This is a genomic window from Ensifer sp. YR511 (genome assembly GCF_900103045.1).
GTDB classification, from domain to species: Bacteria; Pseudomonadota; Alphaproteobacteria; order Rhizobiales; family Rhizobiaceae; genus Ensifer; species Ensifer adhaerens.
This window is the reverse complement of sequence record NZ_FNGR01000005.1, coordinates 221,580-239,516: the sequence shown is the minus strand read 5'-3', so window position 1 is coordinate 239,516 and position 17,937 is coordinate 221,580. Positions and strand designations below refer to the sequence as shown.

Here is a 17,937-nt window from a genome sequence, read left to right as displayed (position 1 = left end):
CTTCTCGTGCAGGCAAGGTTTCTTCAGGCGTCTGATAGATAGCTCATCAGGTCCGCCATCGCGGCCGACGCGCCTTCAGCGTCAGCCCGCTCGATCGCATCGATCACCGTTACATGGCGGCGGACCGATCCGGCCATCTTTTCATGCGAGGACGAAGCAAACCAGATGCGGCGCGCATGTGTCTGCAGCGGGGCAAGTGCTGCGGTCAGGAACCGGTTGGGGCAGGCTTCTTCCATCAGTTCGTCGAACATCTTGTCGGCGACGAGAAAGCCCTCCATTTCGCCCGCATCAAGACAGGTGGCCATCTCCGCACCGCAAGCTTTCATCGCGCTTCGCTCCTCGGCGCTTGCGTGCGTTGCGACGAGGGCGGCGGCAAGCGGCTCCAGTTTCTGGCGCGTCTGCATGACATGCACCTGGTCGTCCGGCCGGATCGTGGTGATTTGCAAGCCGACACGGGGACGGATATCCATGAGACCCTGCCAGGCCAGCTTCTGGATCGCCTCGCGAACCGGTGTTCGCCCAAGCCCGGCAAGTTCGATCAACTGCCTCTCGGTGACCAGGGCGCCGGGCTCGAGCTTCAATGTGACGATCAGGCGTTCGAGCGCGAGATAGGCGAGGTGAGCCTGGGATTGCGGTGACATGCCGTTCCTTTGGTTCTGATATATCAGTAGCTTGCACGATTTCCTGCAACCAGGCAAGCGCGCCGGTTGCCTGGATTTGTGCAGGTCAAAGGGGGTGGTTTGCCTATGTGGTCAATAAAATAAGCGAATGCTTAAAAAATACGAATTTCAAAGGCATGAATAAACCAACCTCATAGGACGTTTCCAATAGGAATCGTGTTGACGAACCGGGAGGTGCTTGCCACTCTCCCAATAAAGGCCCCGCGTGAAAGAGGCGCGTGGGCCGTTGCGGCAAGAACCTGGTTGCATGTTTCCTTGGTCGCTAGGGGGCGAAGGCAACAGGCACAAGGCAAGGCAACAACCGTCAGCCATCGGCGTTGAGGGGCGCAAGATGCAAGTGGGCGCGTTTCTGGTCTGGTCCTTGATGGCATTTGCGGCGCTGCTGGCCGTAGCCGCAGTCAGTCACACCAATGCATTGACGACATTTTCGCTGATGGCGTCGTCGGCGGCCTTTGTCGGCATGGCGGTCGCACAGTTCATGGCCGCGCGCCCGCCGTTCGTCGAGGCTCTCTTCGGGGGGCTCGACCGTGTCTATCATTTTCATCGCAGGATAGGCATCTCGGTGCTGTGCCTCATCCTCGTGCACTATTTCCTGAAACCAGACTTCAAGGGCCTGGCGCTGACGAGCGGTCTGAACCAGCTTGCTGCTTCCGCCGGCAAATATGCCTTCTACGGTTTCGTCGTGCTGCTCGTTCTCAGTATCGTCAAGATCATACCGCGGACGAAGATCGAGATCCCCTACCATCTGTGGCGCTACACGCACCGCTTCATCGGCCTGCTGTTCGTGATGGTCGCCTTCCACCAGATGTTCATCAAGCGCCCCTATGACGGTACCGCGCTTCTGGCGGTCTACCTCAACGCCTTCGCAGCACTTGGCATCCTGAGCTACGCCTATACCCAGCTGCTGCCCTGGGTCAGAACCCGCGGCTACGAAGTCTTCGATGTCGCCCGGGAGGACGGGGCGACGGTGATTGCGGCGCGGCCGCTGCGCCGTGCCTTGCGCGCCAAGCCCGGGCAATTCGGTTTTCTGCGGGTGCTGAAGCCTGGGCTGCGCGAGCCGCATCCGTTTACGATCGCTGGTATCGAGCCCGACGGGGTCGTGCGCTTCGCGATCAAGCCGCTTGGCGACTACACCCAGGCCCTGCGCGACGGAATCGCTGTCGGCGACCGGTTGAAGCTCGAGGGTGGCTATGGCCGCTTCAACCACCGCCGTGGCGGCAAGAAGCAGATCTGGCTCGCCGGCGGCATCGGCGTTACACCGTTCCTGGCGATGGCGCGGCATCTCAATGGCGACGAGGGGCAGGACATCCACATGGTCTATTGCGTGCGCGACCGGCGCGAGGCGATCGGGCTGGAGACCTTCGAGGGGCAGGCCGGAAAGCTCGGCAACTTCACTTTTGTCCTGCACGATTCCTCCGTGGACGGGCGCCTGGATGCGGCCAAACTCGCGAACGGCAGCGCGATCGATCCGGCGGAAGCCGATCTCTGGTTTTGCGGCCCGCCACCTCTCAGGGAGGCGATCGTCAAGGGCCTGAAAGATCTCGGCAAGCGGCCGAAGCGGGTTGAATTCGAGCGATTTCAGTTTCGATAGTGCAGCGGATTTCAGTAGCGATTCTATTGTTTTAGGGAGTGGGTTTCATGCGCGGTCTGCAGAGAAAGCGAGAAGGCGCCTCGTCATTGTCCAGTCTTGGCCACGGATATTGGGCCGTTTCATTTGCGGCGCTGGTCGCAGTCTCGCTCTGTCCCGCTGGTGCCTCGGCGCGCGATGCCTTCTCTGAGGATGCCTTCTCCACCTACAAGGCCAATGTCGACAACGGCAAATACATGTTCTACGCCGCAGGCTGCGGCGCCTGCCACGGCTCCGGCGACAACACCGAACTGCTCTCCGGCGGCATGGAGATGAAGACGGCGATCGGCACCTTCTATGCGCCGAACATTTCGCCGCACGCCAATGGCATCGGCGGCTGGACCAATGCGCAGTTTCTGAATGCGGTTCTGGTCGGTCTCGATCGCGAGGGCAACAACCTCTATCCGGTTATGCCCTACACCTCCTATGGCGGCATGAAGCCGGAGGATGCGCTCGACATCAAAGCCTATATCGAGACGTTACCCCAGGCGGATGCGGTGTCGAAAGAGGATGAGATTGCTTTTCCGTTCAGTCGCCAGACGACGATCACGCTCTGGAAGCGCAGCCACTTCACGGTGCCGGCCTATCAGCCGCGCGAGGAGACGCAAGCCGAGCGCGGCCGCTATCTGGTCGAGAATGTCGGCGGCTGTGGCGATTGCCACACACCGCGCACCACGACCTATGGGCTCGACCTGGAGCGCGCCTATGAGGGCGAAAAGGATTTGAGCGGCGCGGTCGCGCCCGACATCAGCAAGACGAAGATGGCCGGTCTTGCCTCGCCCGACGTTTTCACCAGGGGCCTGATTGAGGAAGGCAAGAAGCTCTCGGGCGCGCCGATCAGCGATCCGGTGATGCGGCGTATAGCCAAGGGACTGAGCGTTCTTTCTGACGACGATCGCCGCGCGATCTATGCCTTCCTTGCCGATCGTGAAGTGAAGGCCCCCGCGCCGGTGGCGCAGTCGGTCACGGCCGTCTGCAAGGAGAATACGGCGACTGAAGCGCTGGGCGGCGGCAATGCGGCGCTGGCGCAGCAGGCAGATGCCTTCATCGGCAGATACTGCCGCAACTGTCACGGGCCGGGCGAGAGTTCGCAGGGGAGCTACCCGGCGGGCGAACTCGCCTCGATTGCCGCCGACGCAAACTTCGTGACCCCCGGAGATGCCTCGAAGTCACGGCTCTACGCGACTGTCGTCAGCGGCCGCATGCCGCTTGGCAAGCGCCCCTCTGCCGAAGAGATCAAGGTGCTGGAGGACTGGATCAACGCACTGAACGAAAAGAGCCTGCCGCAGACGGTGGCCGCAAAACCGGCGCGCGCCCGCCCGATGTTGGGTTATGGCCAGTTCGTCGATGCGGCGCTGAAGGACATCGAGACGGTCAGTGCCCTCGACCGCCCCTACATGCGCTACTTTTCCTATCGCGACCAGTACAACGGCATGATGGGCTGCGAGGACGACCAGACCTTCATGAAGCGCATGGACCTGCTTGCCGGCGGCTTCAAGAAGCTGCTGAATTCGCTGTCCTACGGGCCAAAGCTGGTACTTCCGACAGAGGTCGACGGCACCAATGGCTTGCTGGTGCGCGTCGATCTGCGCGAACTGCAATGGGACGCGGCGGACTATGACTTCCTGATCAAGCGCTATTTCTATGGGATTGATCCCGAGAGCGACGCGTCGCTTTCGGCCCTTTCGAATGAAACGGCGACGCAACTGCCGATCATGCGGGTCGACTGGTTCATGAGCAACGGCGCGCGGCCGGAGATCTACAACCGGCTGATGAAGTTGCCGACCGAGATCGCCGAACTCGAAAAGCGCTTCAAGATCGACGTGGCCGGCAACATTCGCAGGCGCGATGTGTTGCGGGCCGGATTCGCCGACGGCTCGTCCGGGGTTTCCGACCACAACCGCATGCTCGAACGGCACGATATGCCGTTCGGCGGCTACTACTGGAAGTCCTATGATTTCGGCGGCGACGTCGGCAAGCAGGTGCTGAAGCGCTTCCCGCACGGGCCTCGGGAATTGGCACCGCTCGACGCGGGCCTCGTGCCCTTCGAGCACGACGGCGGCGAAATGATCTTCTCGTTGCCGAACGGGCTGCAGGGCTACTACCTCTCGACGTCAGCAGGAAAGCAGCTTGATGTCGGGCCGACCACCATCGTGTCCTTCCGCAAGCGCCCGATCGGCAAGGGCGTCGAGATCATCAACGCGCGATCCTGTGTCGATTGCCACGCCGATGGCATCCTTTCGAAACGCGATCAGCTGCGCGAGCAGATCGAGACGTCGACGCTGTTCAGCAAGGACCAACAGGACGTGCTGCTTGCCATGTATGTGAAGCAGGAGGAACTGGACGAAACCTATCGCAAGGACCGCGAGCGCTTCGTCAACGCGTTGAAGGTGCTCGGCATCACCGAGCCGACGCCTGATGGGGGCCTCCAGAGCAAGCATGCGCCGGGCGAGGCGGAGCTCATCACCTACTTTGCCGACAAGTACGAAGACGAGCTCGACTTCGATGCCCTGGCGGCCGAGTTTGACATGACGCCCAAGCAATTCTCAGAAGCGATCAAGCGGGTGACGAACACCGATGTCCTGCGCCTCGGGCTCGACTGGGTGACGACGCTGGAAGCGGGCGGAACCATTCCGCGCAACGAGGTCGAGCAGCAATATGCATTGCTGATGGCGCCGCTAACCCAGCGCCGTCCGCTCGACACGACGGCGATCGTCATTGCCGGTTCCGAGCCGATGGTGGACGACAGGCCGCAGTCGATCGCAGCCGCCGTGCCGGACTATCGCAAGGAGGATGCGGGGACTGGCCACAAGCTCGAGCTGGCCCTGAACGTGAAGTCGACGACGGCGAAGGTTGGCGACGAGCTTTCCTTCGAACTCAGCGCCAACCAGGCCTGCGAGCTGCAAATCCTCTATGTCGAGGAGAACGGCAACGTCGAGGTCATCCCGGACGTGATGATCGGCGACACCACGCTTAAGCCGGGCGAGCGGCGCCTGATCCCGCAGCCGGGCACGGGCACGCTCACCTTCGACACACCTGCGCCCGCCGAAACGATGCTGGCCTTCTGCCGTGCCGGCGGGCTCGGTGACCAGAAGCTGACGGTGGAGAAGGCACGCCAATATGTCGCGACGTCGCGGTTGCCGCCGACACGGGGACTCGCGATCAACCTGGCCAAGCGGGCGCAGGGTGACGCGGGTGCCAGCAGTGTTCAGATGGTGACGTTCGAGATCAAGGATTGATGGTCGAGTCATGGTTCAGCTACGAGCATTTCTCCTCGCTTCGGCGGTTCTGGCGGTCTTCACCGCGCCGGTCATGGCCTGCGACGGTCTTCGCCTGGCCTCCGAGGCGCTGAACCGCGCCGACGAGGCCGGCACTAAGGTGGCGGCCGATCCCGTAAACATGAAGGGTTGCTCGGCGACCGAGATCGCGCTCACCCGGCGCATCGCGGCGCTCGCAACCTTCAACCGGGTTGCAGCGGCAGTGGGGCAAGGCGCGAAGCTTGAAACCTTCGAAGCGGAACTGACGGCCGCAAGCCGCGACGCCGGCGGCCCCTGGCAGATCCTCGATGCGCTCGGCGACATCAAGCGCGAGCGCAAGGATTACGACGCCGCGGCGACCTCCTATCAGCAAGCGCTGGAAGATGCGGCAAACGAGGAACTGACGCCCGATTGGATGGCGCCGGACAAGGCCTATATCGAACGGCTGGACCGCCTGGCTTCGGAAATGCGGCTCGCTGCAACCAAGCCGGTCAAGCTCGCTGCGCGCGGCGCCTGCAAGTTCTCCTATCGTGGTGTCTCGATCCTGAAGAAGGCGACGCCGGTGCGCTACGTCTTCGGAACGGCCGAGTTTACGCCCGAAGGTCTCGAGTCGGCCAGGGATCTGTTCGAGTGCCTGAAGTCCGCAAAGCCGGCCGCGATTACGCTGATCGGTCACACCGATCCGGTCGGTACGCCCGAGGCGAACAAGGCATTGTCGATCGCTCGCGCCGAGGCACTGGCGCATTACCTCGTCGATGCCGGCTATCCCGGCATGTGGACCGTGATCGGCAAGGGCGAGGAGGAGCCGTTCAAGCCGGATGATCCGACCGCTTATAGCGAGGAGATGTTGCACCAGCTCGACCGGCGCGTGGATGTGGATGTGGGGAAATGACAGTGCTGTGCAGAACCCTGCTTGCGATGAGCTTGCTCGCATTGCCGGCGGCCCCGGCGATGGCCTCGACCTCGGCGCTGGTCGTCGGGGTGGACAAGTATCCGCACGAAGTAAGCCTCGATGGTGCCGTCCGCGATGCGCAAGACGTCACGCAGGCGCTGAAGGCGGCGGATGTCGCCCCGATCCGCCAACTCATCAACGAACAGGCGACCAAGGATGCAATCCGTGCGGCCTGGGGCGAGCTTGTGGCGGCCGCTGAGCGCGGCGATACGATCGTCTTCACCTATGCCGGGCACGGTGCGCAGATGCCGGAGCTGGTCGCCGGCAGTGAGGAGGACGGGCTCGACGAATTCCTGGAGTTGCCGGGCTTCGACCGGGCGCGTGCTGAGAAGACGGCGAGCGAAATCATCGTCGACAACGAGCTCAGCGCCTGGTTCGCGGAGGCGGAAGCCAAGGGCATTCATGTCCTGTTCGTCTCCGACAGCTGTTATTCAGGCGGCATGAACCGCTCGATCTCCGGCAAGACGCGGCTGGCGCCGATGGTGCGCGCCAAGCTGCCGCCGCCATCCAAGGAGGCGCTGTCCGGCGCCAAGGTGAGGGACGTGGAGCTGTCGCAGGTGACGATCCTCGCCGCATCGCTCGAAAGCCAGCCGACGCCGGAAGTCGTGATCGGCGGCGAGCCCCGCGGCGCCCTGAGCTGGAGTTTTGCCCGTGCATTGGAAGGCGCCGCCGATCGCGATGGCGACGGGCGGATTTCGCGGGTCGAACTCGAAGACTACGTGTTTTCCAACGTCAAGCTGCAGTCGGAAGCCCTGCAGGTGCCGAACTTCACGCCGCAACTGGCGCGCTCCGACAAGGAAATCGTGCTGTCCCTGCCGCGCAGCGCCAAGGTCGGCGTGGCGCCAACAGTGAGCGGCACGAAGCATGCACTGAAGTCGCCGCGCGAAACCGGATGGACGGGCAAGTTGCCATTGAGCGTCGTCGGTGACATGCCTGATCTTGCCAATATCGGTGGCGATGGCGTGCCCTACCGGTGGGAGGCGGCATCCGGTGTCTTCTATACGCCGAACGGGGACGTCGCCGCGGAACATGTCGCGCCCGAAAGGCTCCAGGGCGCGGTCGACAAATTCATCCTGGTGGATTTTCTGAAAGCGCTTGCGGCGCAGAGCCCGGGAGCCGTTTCGCTGAAGCCCGTCAAGGACATTTATTTTGCCGGCGACCGCCTGAACGTCGAGGCGCCGCAGGGCGGCTATGCCAACATGCTGGTCTTTAACCTCGCCAATACCGGCGAAGCGCAACTGCTCGACGTGCAGATTGCCGGCAGCGAAAGCCATGCCTTCAAGCTGCGTGACCTGGAGGTGGTCAAGCCCTTCGGTGCGGACCATCTGGTCGTCATCGCGACCAATGCGCCTGTCGACGCGATCGCGGCCGCCTTTGCCAATTCGAACCTCGACGCGGCGGCCCTGCTACGCTTGCTCGAAACGCGCCTGGAGGGGAGTGAGAGTACGATCGCAGTTCAACCGCTTTACACGAGAGGCCAGGGCCAATGAGCATGGGCGCCAGATCGGGGCTGTCGTTCCTTCACGCCCTTGCGTGTTTCATGCTGCTGGCTGCGCCTGCGGTCGCCGGAGATCGGGCTTTGCTGATCGGGGTCGGCAACTATCAGAACCTGCCGACGGAGTTTTCCCTGCCCGGACCGGCGAACGATCTGGTGGCGATGCAAAGGCTCCTCACGGAACGGCTCGGCTTCGACAGTGCCTCGATCCGCGTGCTGAAGGACGGGCAGGCGACCAGAGCTGAAATCCTGTCATCCATGAACGGCTGGCTTGTCGATGCGACGAAGCCCGGCGATCGCGTCTATCTCTATTTTTCAGGCCACGGCCTGCAGGTGAAGGATGCGGATGGCGACGAAGCGGATGGGCTGGATGAAGCGATTGCGCCTGCCGACATTGCCGCCGGTGAAACGGACTGGCAAGGCGCTGTCCTCGACGACGAGATCGATGCGGTGCTGGAGCGCCTGAAGGGGCGCGCTGTGACGGTCGTGATCGACGCCTGTCACTCCGGCACGATCTCCCGATCGCTGTCCGAGGACATCACAAAGCCTATCGACGGCGCCCGCTTTCTCCCGCGTCCCGATGCCAAGCCGGTCGAGCAAGCGCTGACCCGCGGCCTTAGGATCGATCTTGCCCTCGTCGACAAGCCGAAGCTCGTGGATGCCGGGGTGACCGCCTGGAGTGCGGCGGCGCCCTATCAGGTCGCCTGGGACGATGTCCGGCTACCGACAGCGGATCGGCACGGAGTTTTCACCGCAGCCTTCGTCGCCGGCCAGACCGGCGACGCTGCCGATGGCAATGGCAACGGATTGACGAGCAACGCCGAGCTTCTTGGATATGTAAAGGCGCAATCTGCCTCCTACTGCGCCTTGCAGGAGCAATGCGGCAATCTCGACCCGCAATTGGAAGGCAAACCCGAGGCGCTCGGCGACAGCGCGATGGTGCCGGAAAAGCGCGATGCGGATGGCAGCGGGCAGGGTGCGTATACCATTACTCCGAACGTAGCGGTGCCGAGCTATCAGGCGGTCAACCACATCGATGCCGTCGGTGATATCATCGGCAAGAGCGAAGCCGGCGATGTCATGCTCTCTATCGACAAGCCGACCACCATGAAGGCCGGCGAAGTCTTCAAACTGACGGTCAACAGCCACACGGCCGGCAATCTCTTGCTTTTCGACGTCAACAGCCAGGGCAAGGCAACACAGATTTTCCCGAACGAGTTCGCGCAAAAGATCACGACATTGGCGCCGGACGTGCCGCTGACCTTGCCGGATGAATATTACGGCTTCGATTTCGAGGCATCGGGCGAGGGCGACGGCATTTTCGTGGCGCTTGTCGTCAGCGATGCTGTCGACTTGAGCGATCTTGCGCCGATATCGCGGGGCCTCAAGGTGGAGGTCGATGCGCGCGAGACCTTGAGCGAGATCATCGCGCGGCTGCAGAAGAACTGGACCGAAGATCTCGACACGCGCGGAATCCATTGGTCAGTCGGCACCCTGCGCTATCGCGTCGAGTAGGATCGATAACGGACAGAACGAAAAAAAACCCGCCTCGATGAGGCGGGCTTCTTTTTGTGTCGTCTCGTCCGGTCCTAGTGCAGGATCTGGCTGAGGAAGAGCTTGGTGCGTTCGTGCTGCGGATTGTCGAAGAACTCGGCCGGCGAGTTCTGCTCGACGATCTGGCCCTGGTCCATGAAGATCACGCGGTTGGCGACCTGGCGGGCGAAGCCCATTTCGTGGGTCACGCACAGCATGGTCATGCCTTCTTCGGCGAGCGACACCATGGTGTCGAGCACTTCCTTGACCATTTCCGGGTCGAGCGCCGAGGTCGGCTCATCGAACAGCAGGATCTTCGGCTTCATGCACAGCGAGCGGGCGATCGCTACGCGCTGCTGCTGACCGCCCGAAAGCTGGCCCGGATACTTGTTCGCCTGCTCGGGGATCTTGACGCGCTTCAGGAAGTGCATGGCGATTTCTTCTGCCTGCTTCTTCGGCATCTTGCGCACCCAGATCGGTGCAAGCGTGCAGTTTTCGAGGATCGTCAGGTGCGGGAAGAGGTTGAAGTGCTGAAACACCATGCCGACTTCGCGGCGCACTTCGTCGATCTTCTTCAGATCGTTGGTGAGCTCGATGCCGTCGACGACGATCTTGCCCTTCTGGTGCTCTTCGAGGCGATTGATGCAGCGGATCATCGTCGACTTGCCGGAGCCCGACGGGCCGGCAATGACGATGCGCTCGCCCTTCATAACCTTCAGGTTGATGTCACGAAGGACGTGGAAGTCCCCGTACCACTTGTTCATTCCAGTGATTTCGACTGCGACATCCGTTGCGGATACGGTCATTTTGGAAGCAGTGGCTGCGTTTGCCATGCGATCCTCCCCTCATTTTATCGTTTATGGGCCGTGTCGAGCACGCGTTCCATGAAACCTGAATAGCGCGACATACCAAAGCAGAAAAGCCAGAATATGAAGCCAGCGAAAATTAGCCCTGAGATCGGCGTTACCGAAGAGGCCCAGTTGGCGTCGGTAAAGTTGAAGCGGACGATGCCGAGCAGATCGAACATGCCGATGATCGACACCAGTGACGTGTCCTTGAAGAGGCCGATGAAGGTGTTGACGATGCCCGGAATCACGAGCTTCAGCGCCTGTGGCAGCACGATGAGGTTCATCTTCTGCCAGAAGCTGAGGCCGAGGGAATCCGCGCCCTCATACTGCCCCTTCGGGATAGCCTGGAGGCCGCCGCGCACCACTTCGGCCATGTAGGCCGAGGCAAAGAACGACACGCCGATCAGTGCACGCAGGAACTTGTCGAAGGTGACGCCCTGCGGCAGGAACAGTGGCAGCATGACGCTCGCCATGAAGAGCACGGTAATCAGAGGGATGCCGCGCACCAGTTCGATGAAGGCGGTGCAGAGCATCTTGATCACAGGCATATGCGATCGCCGCCCCAGTGCCAGAAGAATGCCGAGTGGCAACGACACGGCAATGCCGACGAACGAAAGGATGAGCGTCACCATCAGACCGCCCCAGAGCGGCGTCTCGACGTAGGTCAGTCCGAACCAGCCGCCGGGAAGTAGGATCAAGGAAATGATCGGCAGCACGGCGAAGAGCAGGATGGCGTTGATGCCCTTGAAGGGAGCCTTCGGGATCAACATCGGAATGAGGAAAAGCACGAAGAGGATGCCGACCAGCGTCGGTCTCCAACGCTCATCGAGCGGGTAGCGGCCGTAGGCGAATTGGTCGAGTTTTGCGTTGACGAAGGCCCAGCACGCACCGCTCCAGCCATCCGGCTGCGAGCCTCCTTGAGCAACCGTGGCGCAAACGCCACGGCCGCCGCCGGTCCAGGCGGCGTCGATGAAGAGCCACTGGATGGCCGGAGGCACGAGCCACGCAAGCGCAAGCAGGCTGACGATGGTGAGCACCGCATCCTTTGGCGTCGCGAACAGGTTTTCGCGCAGCCAATGGACGATGCCACCTTCGGCGACCGGCGGGGCGGACCCTTCGATCATTGAGGTACGGACAAAAGTTGCCTGGTGTGTGTTCATGATCTTATCTCTCCACCAGGGCCATGCGGGCATTGAACCAGTTCATGAACAGCGACGTCGCAAGGCTCAGCGACAGGTAGACGACGATCCAGATCGTGACGATCTCGATCGATTGTCCTGTCTGGTTGAGGATGGTGCCACCCACTGCGACAAGATCCGCGTAACCGATCGCAACGGCGAGCGACGAGTTCTTGGTAAGGTTCAAATACTGGCTGGTGAGCGGCGGAATGATGATCCGGAGCGCTTGCGGAACCACCACCAGTCGTGTCGTCAGGCCGGGGCGTACGCCGAGCGCGTGCGCGGCTTCCGTCTGCCCCTTGGATACGCCGCGGATGCCGGCACGCACGATCTCGGCTATGAAGGCGGCCGTGTAGAACGAGAGCGCCAGGAACAGCGACAGGAATTCTGGTCCGATGACCGAGCCGCCGGTGAGGTTGAATTTGCCGGCGACGGGGACGTCGAAGGTGATCGGCGATCCCGTGGCAAGGAAGACCAACAACGGCAGACCGATGATCAGGCCGAGAGACGCCCAAAGAACCGGGAAACGCTGTCCGGTGGCCTCCTGCTTCTTGCGCGCATAGCGTGCCAGGAGGAAGCTGGCGACGATCGCGAGGACAAAGGCTAGAACCGTGTACAGCGAGCCGTCGCCAAAGATCGGCTTGGGAAAGGCAAGGCCGCGGTTGTTGAGGAACATGTTGAGCGGCAGTGCTGCCGATTCACGCGGCTGCGGCAGGATCGCCAGGACGCCGCTGTACCAGAAGAAGATGACCAGCAGCGGCGGGATGTTGCGGAAGATCTCGACATAGGCGAGCGACAGCTTGGCGATCAGCCAGTTGTGCGACAGGCGGCCGATCCCGACTGCAAAGCCGATGATGGTGGCGGTGAAAATACCGCAGACGGCGACCAGCAATGTGTTGAGCAGGCCGACGACAAGTGCGCGCTGATAGGTGGAATCGCTGGTATAGGCGATCAGCGACTGCCCGACGTCAAAACCGGCGCGTCCATTGAGGAAGCCGTAACCGGAAGCGATGTTCGCCCGTTTGAGATTCTCGATCGTGTTGTCGGCCACCCAATAGACGAAGGCCCCGAGTAGGACGACGGTAATAACCTGATAAAAGATGCCGCGGACCTGCGGGTCGTTGATGATCGACCCCGACGGTTTCGATTTCTCAGGCGTAGTTGTGACGCCAATCGCCATGCAATGCCTCTTTCCCCTTTTCACCCTTTTGGGTGTTTTTATCGTTGGGACGGGAAGCGGTTGTCCGCTTCCCCGGTATTTTCGGTTCGCTTTAGCGGACCGGCGGAGCGTACTGGATGCCGCCCTTGTTCCACAGCGCGTTGAGGCCGCGCTCGATCTTGAGCGGGCTGCCGGCGCCGATGTTGCGGTCGAAGACTTCGCCGTAGTTTCCGACGGCCTTGATCACGTTCACGGCCCATTCGTTGGTGAGGCCGAGGTCGGTGCCGATCTTCGAGTCAGCTTCGACGCCGAGGAAGCGCTGAACGTCAGGGTTGGTGGACTTCTTCATTTCTTCGACGTTGGCCTGGGTGACGCCGAACTCTTCAGCCTGGATCAGCGCGTAGTGAACCCAGCTGACGATATCGAACCACTGGTCGTCACCCTGGCGCACGGCCGGGCCGAGCGGCTCCTTCGAGATGATTTCCGGCAGGATCATGTGATCGTCTGGCTTCGACAGCGTCAGACGCAGCGAATAAAGGCCGGACTGGTCGGTCGTGTAGACGTCGCAACGGCCGGCGTCATAGGCGGCGTTGACTTCTTCAAGCTTTTCGAAAACGACCGGATTGTACTGCAGGTTGTTCGACTTGAAGTAGTCGGCGAGGTTGAGCTCGGTGGTGGTGCCCGTCTGCACGCAGACAGCGGCGCCCGAAAGCTCCAACGCAGATTTGACGTTCAGGCCCTTGCGAACCATGAAGCCTTGGCCGTCATAGTAGTTGACCGGGCGGAAGTTGAAGCCGAGCGCGGTGTCGCGGTTGATCGTCCAGGTGGTGTTACGCGCAAGCACGTCGACTTCGCCCGACTGCAGCGCCGGGAAGCGTTCCTTGGCGGAAGTCGGGGTGTACTTCACCTTGCTGCCATCCGCGAAGATCGCGGCGGCGATTGCCTTGCAGTAGTCTACGTCGAATCCGCTCCAGTTGCCCGAAGCATCCGGCGCAGCGAAGCCGGCGAGACCGGTGTTCACGCCGCACTGGACAAAGCCCTTGGCCTTGACGTCATCAAGAGTAGCGCCCGAAGCCGCCTGTGTGCCAATCCCCATGACAGCAGCGCCAACGAGAGCTGTCAGAATTCTTTTTGCCATTTTTAGAACCTTTTTCTGTTGTCGTTAGTTCCAGTCTGCACCGTCGCGTCTCCTAGCGCGGTGAGCCTCCGCCACCCTCCTGGCGCGAGTGTCGGCTATCTCATGCTCAATTTCCATGAGGGTCAAGAGAGGCCGCCGATTTTCTGGTTTTGCATGTGAAAAACTCGAAACAAGCCAGAAAGTTAGGCAGATCTTGGGGGTGTGAAGCACGCTCTGGCGGAAAATTCGCCAGAAGTGGCCTCGCGACGGTCAAAACGACGCTTCATGATTTTTGCCACTTGACCGCGATTGTGGCTCGTTCGAAGAGTTTTGCATTCGAAATCTAGAAGCGGAATGAGCAATGGCAGACAGTGGCAATGTGAACGGCAAGGCAGGCATCAACACGCGTCTCGCCCATAGCGGCAACAACCCCTCCGATTACTTCGGCTTCGTCAATCCGCCGGTCGTGCACGCCTCCACGGTGCTGTTCCCGAACGCCAAGACCATGGAGACGCGGGCGCAGAAGTACACCTACGGCACGCGCGGAACGCCGACCACGGACGCGCTCTGCGACGCGATCAACGAACTCGAAGGGTCCGCCGGAACGATCCTCGTGCCGTCGGGGCTGGCGGCGGTCACGGTGCCGTTCCTCGCCTATCTCTCGGCCGGCGACCACGCCTTGATCGTCGATTCGGTCTACTTCCCGACGCGCCATTTCTGCGACACGATGCTGAAGCGACTTGGCGTCACGGTCGAATACTACGATCCGATGATCGGCGCTGCGATCGAGAGCCTGATCCGCCCGAACACGCGCCTGGTACACACCGAAGCACCGGGATCGAACACCTTCGAAATGCAGGACATCCGCGCGATTGCCGATGCCGCCCATCGCCATGGCTGCATCGTCACCATGGACAATACCTGGGCGACGCCCGTCTACTTCAAGCCGCTCGACCATGGCGTCGATGTGTCGATCCATGCGGCCACCAAGTATCCGTCCGGCCATTCGGACGTGCTCTTCGGTACCGTTTCGGCCAATGCCGAGCACTGGCCGGCCCTGACAGAGGCCATGGTGACGCTCGGCGTCTGCGTTTCGCCCGATGACAGCTACCAGATCCTGCGTGGCCTTCGCACCATGGGCATCCGCCTCGAACGGCACCAGGAGAGCGCACTGACACTGGCGAAGTGGCTGGAAACACGCGACGAAGTGGCCCGCGTGCTGCATCCGGCGCTGCCGAGCTTCCCCGGCCACGAGCTCTGGAAGCGCGATTTCACCGGCGCGAGCGGCATCTTCTCCTTCGTGCTGAAGGCGGAGAGCCCTGACCGCTTCAAGGCCAAGGCGCACGCCTTCCTCGATGCGCTGAGATTGTTCGGGCTCGGCTATTCCTGGGGCGGTTTCGAAAGCCTCGCGCTCCATGTCGGTCTCGGAGATCGCAAGGTGGCGCTGGCGCCGACCGAAGGTCCGGTTCTGCGCCTGCAGATCGGCCTTGAGGACGTGCCGGATATCCGGCGCGACATCGAAGCGGGCCTGGCTGCGGCAAACGCCGTTTGACGAAGGCAATGACGGACGCCGCGGTCATCCGCGGCGTTCTGCTTTTCTGGACTAGATCTTTCGCGCGCCGGCAGTTTATCGAACGGATCGCGGTGAATGGCCGTCGCTTCTCAGTGCTCCGGCGCGCCGTAGCCGTAGAGCCAGTCGAGGTCGGCTGCAAGCGCGTCGGGCCCCTTGAGCTTCAATACCATGTCGCGGCCGATACGCACCGGGCCGCGGGCGTGATAGGCGAAATGGTTGAAGGCCGCACGGCGGCGGACGCGCGCGATGCGTGGCCTGCGAAGCGCCTCGAATTTCCGCAAGGAATTCGCGACGCTGAGGTTTTCAGACAGGCAAGCCGCAAGCGCGGATGCGTCCTCGACGGCCATGGCCGCACCTTGCGCCGCAAAGGGCGTCATCGCATGGGCCGCGTCGCCGATCAGCACTGTATTTTGACCATCATGCCAGGCGCCGTCGTCGACGGTGCAGAGCGGCCAGTAGGTGGGCGCCACGGCCTTATCGAGAAGTGAGCGGATGCCTGGGCTCCAATCGGAAAAGGCGTTGAGGCAATCCTGGCGCCGCGCGTCCGAATCCTTGCCGACCCAGATCGCGTCGGTCTCCTTGCCCTCGATGATGGCGACGAGATTGAAACCGCCGACCTCCCGCAGAGGATAGGCAACGAGGTGGGCGCGCGGGCCGAGGAAGGCGGTGACCTCACCGCGGTTGAGCACGCCCGCGGCAACGTCGCCTGCAAGCGTCATGCGCCAGGCGATATTGCCCGAGAACCGGACACGGCCGGCGGCGGGCACAGTCTCGCGCAGCCGCGACCAGATGCCGTCGGCGCCGATGACGACGTCCGGCATGCGCCCTGTCACTGCCGCGATCGCCTGGTCCCCGGGCTTGTCGATCTGGCATCCGAGGTGGAGACGGCAGCGCGGTTCGGATTGAACAGCCTGAAACAGGATTCTCTGAAGGCTGGCGCGGTGGAGAACGGCATAGGGCGCATGCCAGCGGCGGCGCGCGAAGGTCCCGGCCGGTACGCTGGCAAGCGCGCGCAGAGAGCGGCCGTCAACGAGCCCGATGCGCTCGGGCTCCGTCCATACGCTCTCAAGCTGCGTCAGTAGGCCGAGCTCGATGAGGATGCGGGAGGCGTTCGGTGAGAGCTGCAGGCCGGCTCCGACCTCGGTCAGTGCCGTCGCCCGCTCGATGATATCGACGTCGAAGCCGCGCCGGGCAAGGCATAGGGCAGCCGTGAGGCCGCCGATGCCGGCGCCGATGATCGCGACGGGGCGCGACATCGTCGCTTATCAGGCGGCTTTATGGGCGAAGAGGCAGCCGGGGGGATTGGTTTCGGTCGCCTTCAGCTTCGGATTGTAGCGATAGAGCGTAGAGCAGTAGGAGCAGACCTTCTCGTTGTCGTCACCCATGTCGATGAAGATGTGCGGGTGATCGTAGGGAATGGATGCGCCGGTGCACATGAATTCCTTGACGCCGATTTCGATTGCCTGATGTCCGCCGTCGTTCTGGAAATGCGGGATGCTGTGGCCGGCCATGTCATGCTCCGATGAATGCAAGTCTGAAGGTCAAATTTGGCGGCACCATAGTCAGCTTTGCCGGAAATGTGTAGCGGCAAAGCTGCCGCAGTTGTGGTTTTTGCCGGTGCGGGGTTTCGCCCGCCAAGGCGACGAACTAGGTTGCGCGGGATCGATATGCCCAAGGATGAATAGATGGATCTCACCCCGCCGCCGTTTTCCCGTTTCAATCATGACGGTCTGGAGATCGCCTTCTTCGACGAGGGCGACCCGTCCGGCGCGCCCGTTCTGCTCATTCACGGCTTTGCCTCCAGCGCCAACGTCAACTGGGTTTTCCCGGGCTGGCTGAAGACGCTGGGTGACGCCGGCTACCGCGTCATCGCGCTCGACAATCGCGGCCATGGCAAGAGCAGCAAGCCCTACGACCCGGAACTCTACCACCCTCAGCAGATGGCGGGTGACGCCGCCGCATTGCTTGGGCATCTCGGGATCGCCGAGGCCCATGTCATGGGCTATTCGATGGGCGCTCGCATCTCGGCCTTCCTGGCGCTCGCGCATCCCGACCGCGTGCGCTCGCTGGTCTTCGGCGGCCTCGGCATCGGCATGGTGTCGGGGGTAGGAGATTGGGATCCGATTGCCGACGCTCTGGTGGCGCCGTCGCTTGACGACGTGACCCATGCGCGCGGGCGCATGTTCCGCGCCTTTGCCGACCAGACCAAGAGCGACCGGCAGGCGCTTGCCGCCTGTATCTCGACCTCGCGGGATCTGCTGACGGCACAGGATATGGCGCGCATCGAGCAGCCGACGCTGATTGGCGTCGGGACGACCGATGACATCGCCGGGTCGGCGCAGGAACTGGCAGCGCTGATGCCGCGTGCGCGTGCGCTCGACATTCCGGGCCGCGACCATATGCTCGCCGTCGGCGACCGGGTTTTCAAGAAAGCGGTGCTCGAATTTCTGGCAGAGATCGATCGCATCTAGCGTATCGTCATTGCCGCCAGTCGCCATTTAAGTCACGCCTGATTTCC

Annotated in this window: 14 protein-coding genes; 7 read left to right on the top strand and 7 right to left on the bottom strand. The window is 62.2% G+C overall.

Annotation, left to right across the window (positions count from 1 at the left end):
• Positions 1-23: 23 nt before the first annotated feature.
• Positions 24-641 (bottom strand): GntR family transcriptional regulator, encoded by a 618-nt coding sequence (locus BLU15_RS12565; RefSeq protein WP_090295688.1) that lies wholly within the window; start codon positions 639-641, stop codon positions 24-26.
• Between the two features lie 370 nt (positions 642-1,011).
• On the opposite strand from BLU15_RS12565, the gene BLU15_RS12560 reads away from it, so the two are divergent.
• Genes BLU15_RS12560 through BLU15_RS12540 form a run of 5 tightly spaced genes read left to right on the top strand, consistent with a single transcriptional unit; the run spans position 1,012 to position 9,526 of the window.
• Positions 1,012-2,271 carry a ferredoxin reductase family protein gene (locus BLU15_RS12560; protein ID WP_090295686.1) on the top strand — a complete coding sequence of 420 codons (1,260 nt, stop codon included), beginning with the start codon at positions 1,012-1,014 and terminating at the stop codon, positions 2,269-2,271.
• A gap of 47 nt (positions 2,272-2,318) precedes the next feature.
• A complete protein-coding gene (locus BLU15_RS12555) occupies positions 2,319-5,546 on the top strand; it encodes a c-type cytochrome (protein WP_110818973.1) in 3,228 nt (1,075 codons plus the stop codon).
• A gap of 10 nt (positions 5,547-5,556) precedes the next feature.
• Positions 5,557-6,456: an OmpA family protein gene (locus BLU15_RS12550; RefSeq protein ID WP_090295681.1), complete on the top strand. Its 900-nt coding sequence runs from the start codon at positions 5,557-5,559 to the stop codon at positions 6,454-6,456.
• Positions 6,453-8,006, top strand: a complete 1,554-nt coding sequence (locus BLU15_RS12545) for a caspase family protein (RefSeq protein ID WP_090295679.1) — start codon at positions 6,453-6,455, stop codon at positions 8,004-8,006. The genes BLU15_RS12550 and BLU15_RS12545 overlap by 4 nt, the downstream gene beginning before the upstream one ends.
• Positions 8,007-8,008: 2 nt before the next feature.
• Positions 8,009-9,526, top strand: coding sequence for a caspase family protein (locus tag BLU15_RS12540; protein ID WP_162731874.1), 1,518 nt, complete (start codon positions 8,009-8,011; stop codon positions 9,524-9,526).
• Between the two features lie 74 nt (positions 9,527-9,600).
• On the opposite strand, the gene BLU15_RS12535 is transcribed toward BLU15_RS12540, so the two are convergent.
• The 4 genes from BLU15_RS12535 to BLU15_RS12520 form a co-directional block, all read right to left on the bottom strand.
• The gene (locus BLU15_RS12535) at positions 9,601-10,377 is read right to left on the bottom strand and encodes an amino acid ABC transporter ATP-binding protein (protein WP_064816988.1); all 777 of its coding nucleotides are present in this window, start codon (positions 10,375-10,377) and stop codon (positions 9,601-9,603) included.
• Positions 10,378-10,394: 17 nt separating this feature from the next.
• A complete protein-coding gene (locus tag BLU15_RS12530) occupies positions 10,395-11,552 on the bottom strand; it encodes an amino acid ABC transporter permease (RefSeq protein WP_034796753.1) in 1,158 nt (385 codons plus the stop codon).
• A gap of 4 nt (positions 11,553-11,556) precedes the next feature.
• Complete coding sequence (locus BLU15_RS12525) at positions 11,557-12,750, bottom strand: amino acid ABC transporter permease (RefSeq protein ID WP_060585310.1); 1,194 nt, start codon at positions 12,748-12,750, stop codon at positions 11,557-11,559.
• A 91-nt stretch (positions 12,751-12,841) separates the two neighbouring features.
• Positions 12,842-13,867 carry an amino acid ABC transporter substrate-binding protein gene (locus tag BLU15_RS12520; protein WP_034796750.1) on the bottom strand — a complete coding sequence of 342 codons (1,026 nt, stop codon included), beginning with the start codon at positions 13,865-13,867 and terminating at the stop codon, positions 12,842-12,844.
• Positions 13,868-14,207: 340 nt separating this feature from the next.
• Between BLU15_RS12520 and BLU15_RS12515 the strand changes: the two genes are divergently transcribed.
• On the top strand, positions 14,208-15,398 hold the full coding sequence (locus BLU15_RS12515; RefSeq protein WP_060585308.1) for a cystathionine beta-lyase: 1,191 nt from the start codon (positions 14,208-14,210) through the stop codon (positions 15,396-15,398).
• A gap of 110 nt (positions 15,399-15,508) precedes the next feature.
• Here the strand turns inward: BLU15_RS12515 and BLU15_RS12510 are convergent, their stop codons facing one another.
• Positions 15,509-16,675, bottom strand: a complete 1,167-nt coding sequence (locus tag BLU15_RS12510; protein WP_090295674.1) for an FAD-dependent monooxygenase — start codon at positions 16,673-16,675, stop codon at positions 15,509-15,511.
• Between the two features lie 9 nt (positions 16,676-16,684).
• Positions 16,685-16,930, bottom strand: a complete 246-nt coding sequence (locus BLU15_RS12505; protein ID WP_057255736.1) for a zinc-finger domain-containing protein — start codon at positions 16,928-16,930, stop codon at positions 16,685-16,687.
• A 174-nt stretch (positions 16,931-17,104) separates the two neighbouring features.
• On the opposite strand from BLU15_RS12505, the gene BLU15_RS12500 reads away from it, so the two are divergent.
• Positions 17,105-17,890: an alpha/beta fold hydrolase gene (locus BLU15_RS12500; protein ID WP_034796743.1), complete on the top strand. Its 786-nt coding sequence runs from the start codon at positions 17,105-17,107 to the stop codon at positions 17,888-17,890.
• The last annotated feature ends 47 nt before the right edge of the window (positions 17,891-17,937 follow it).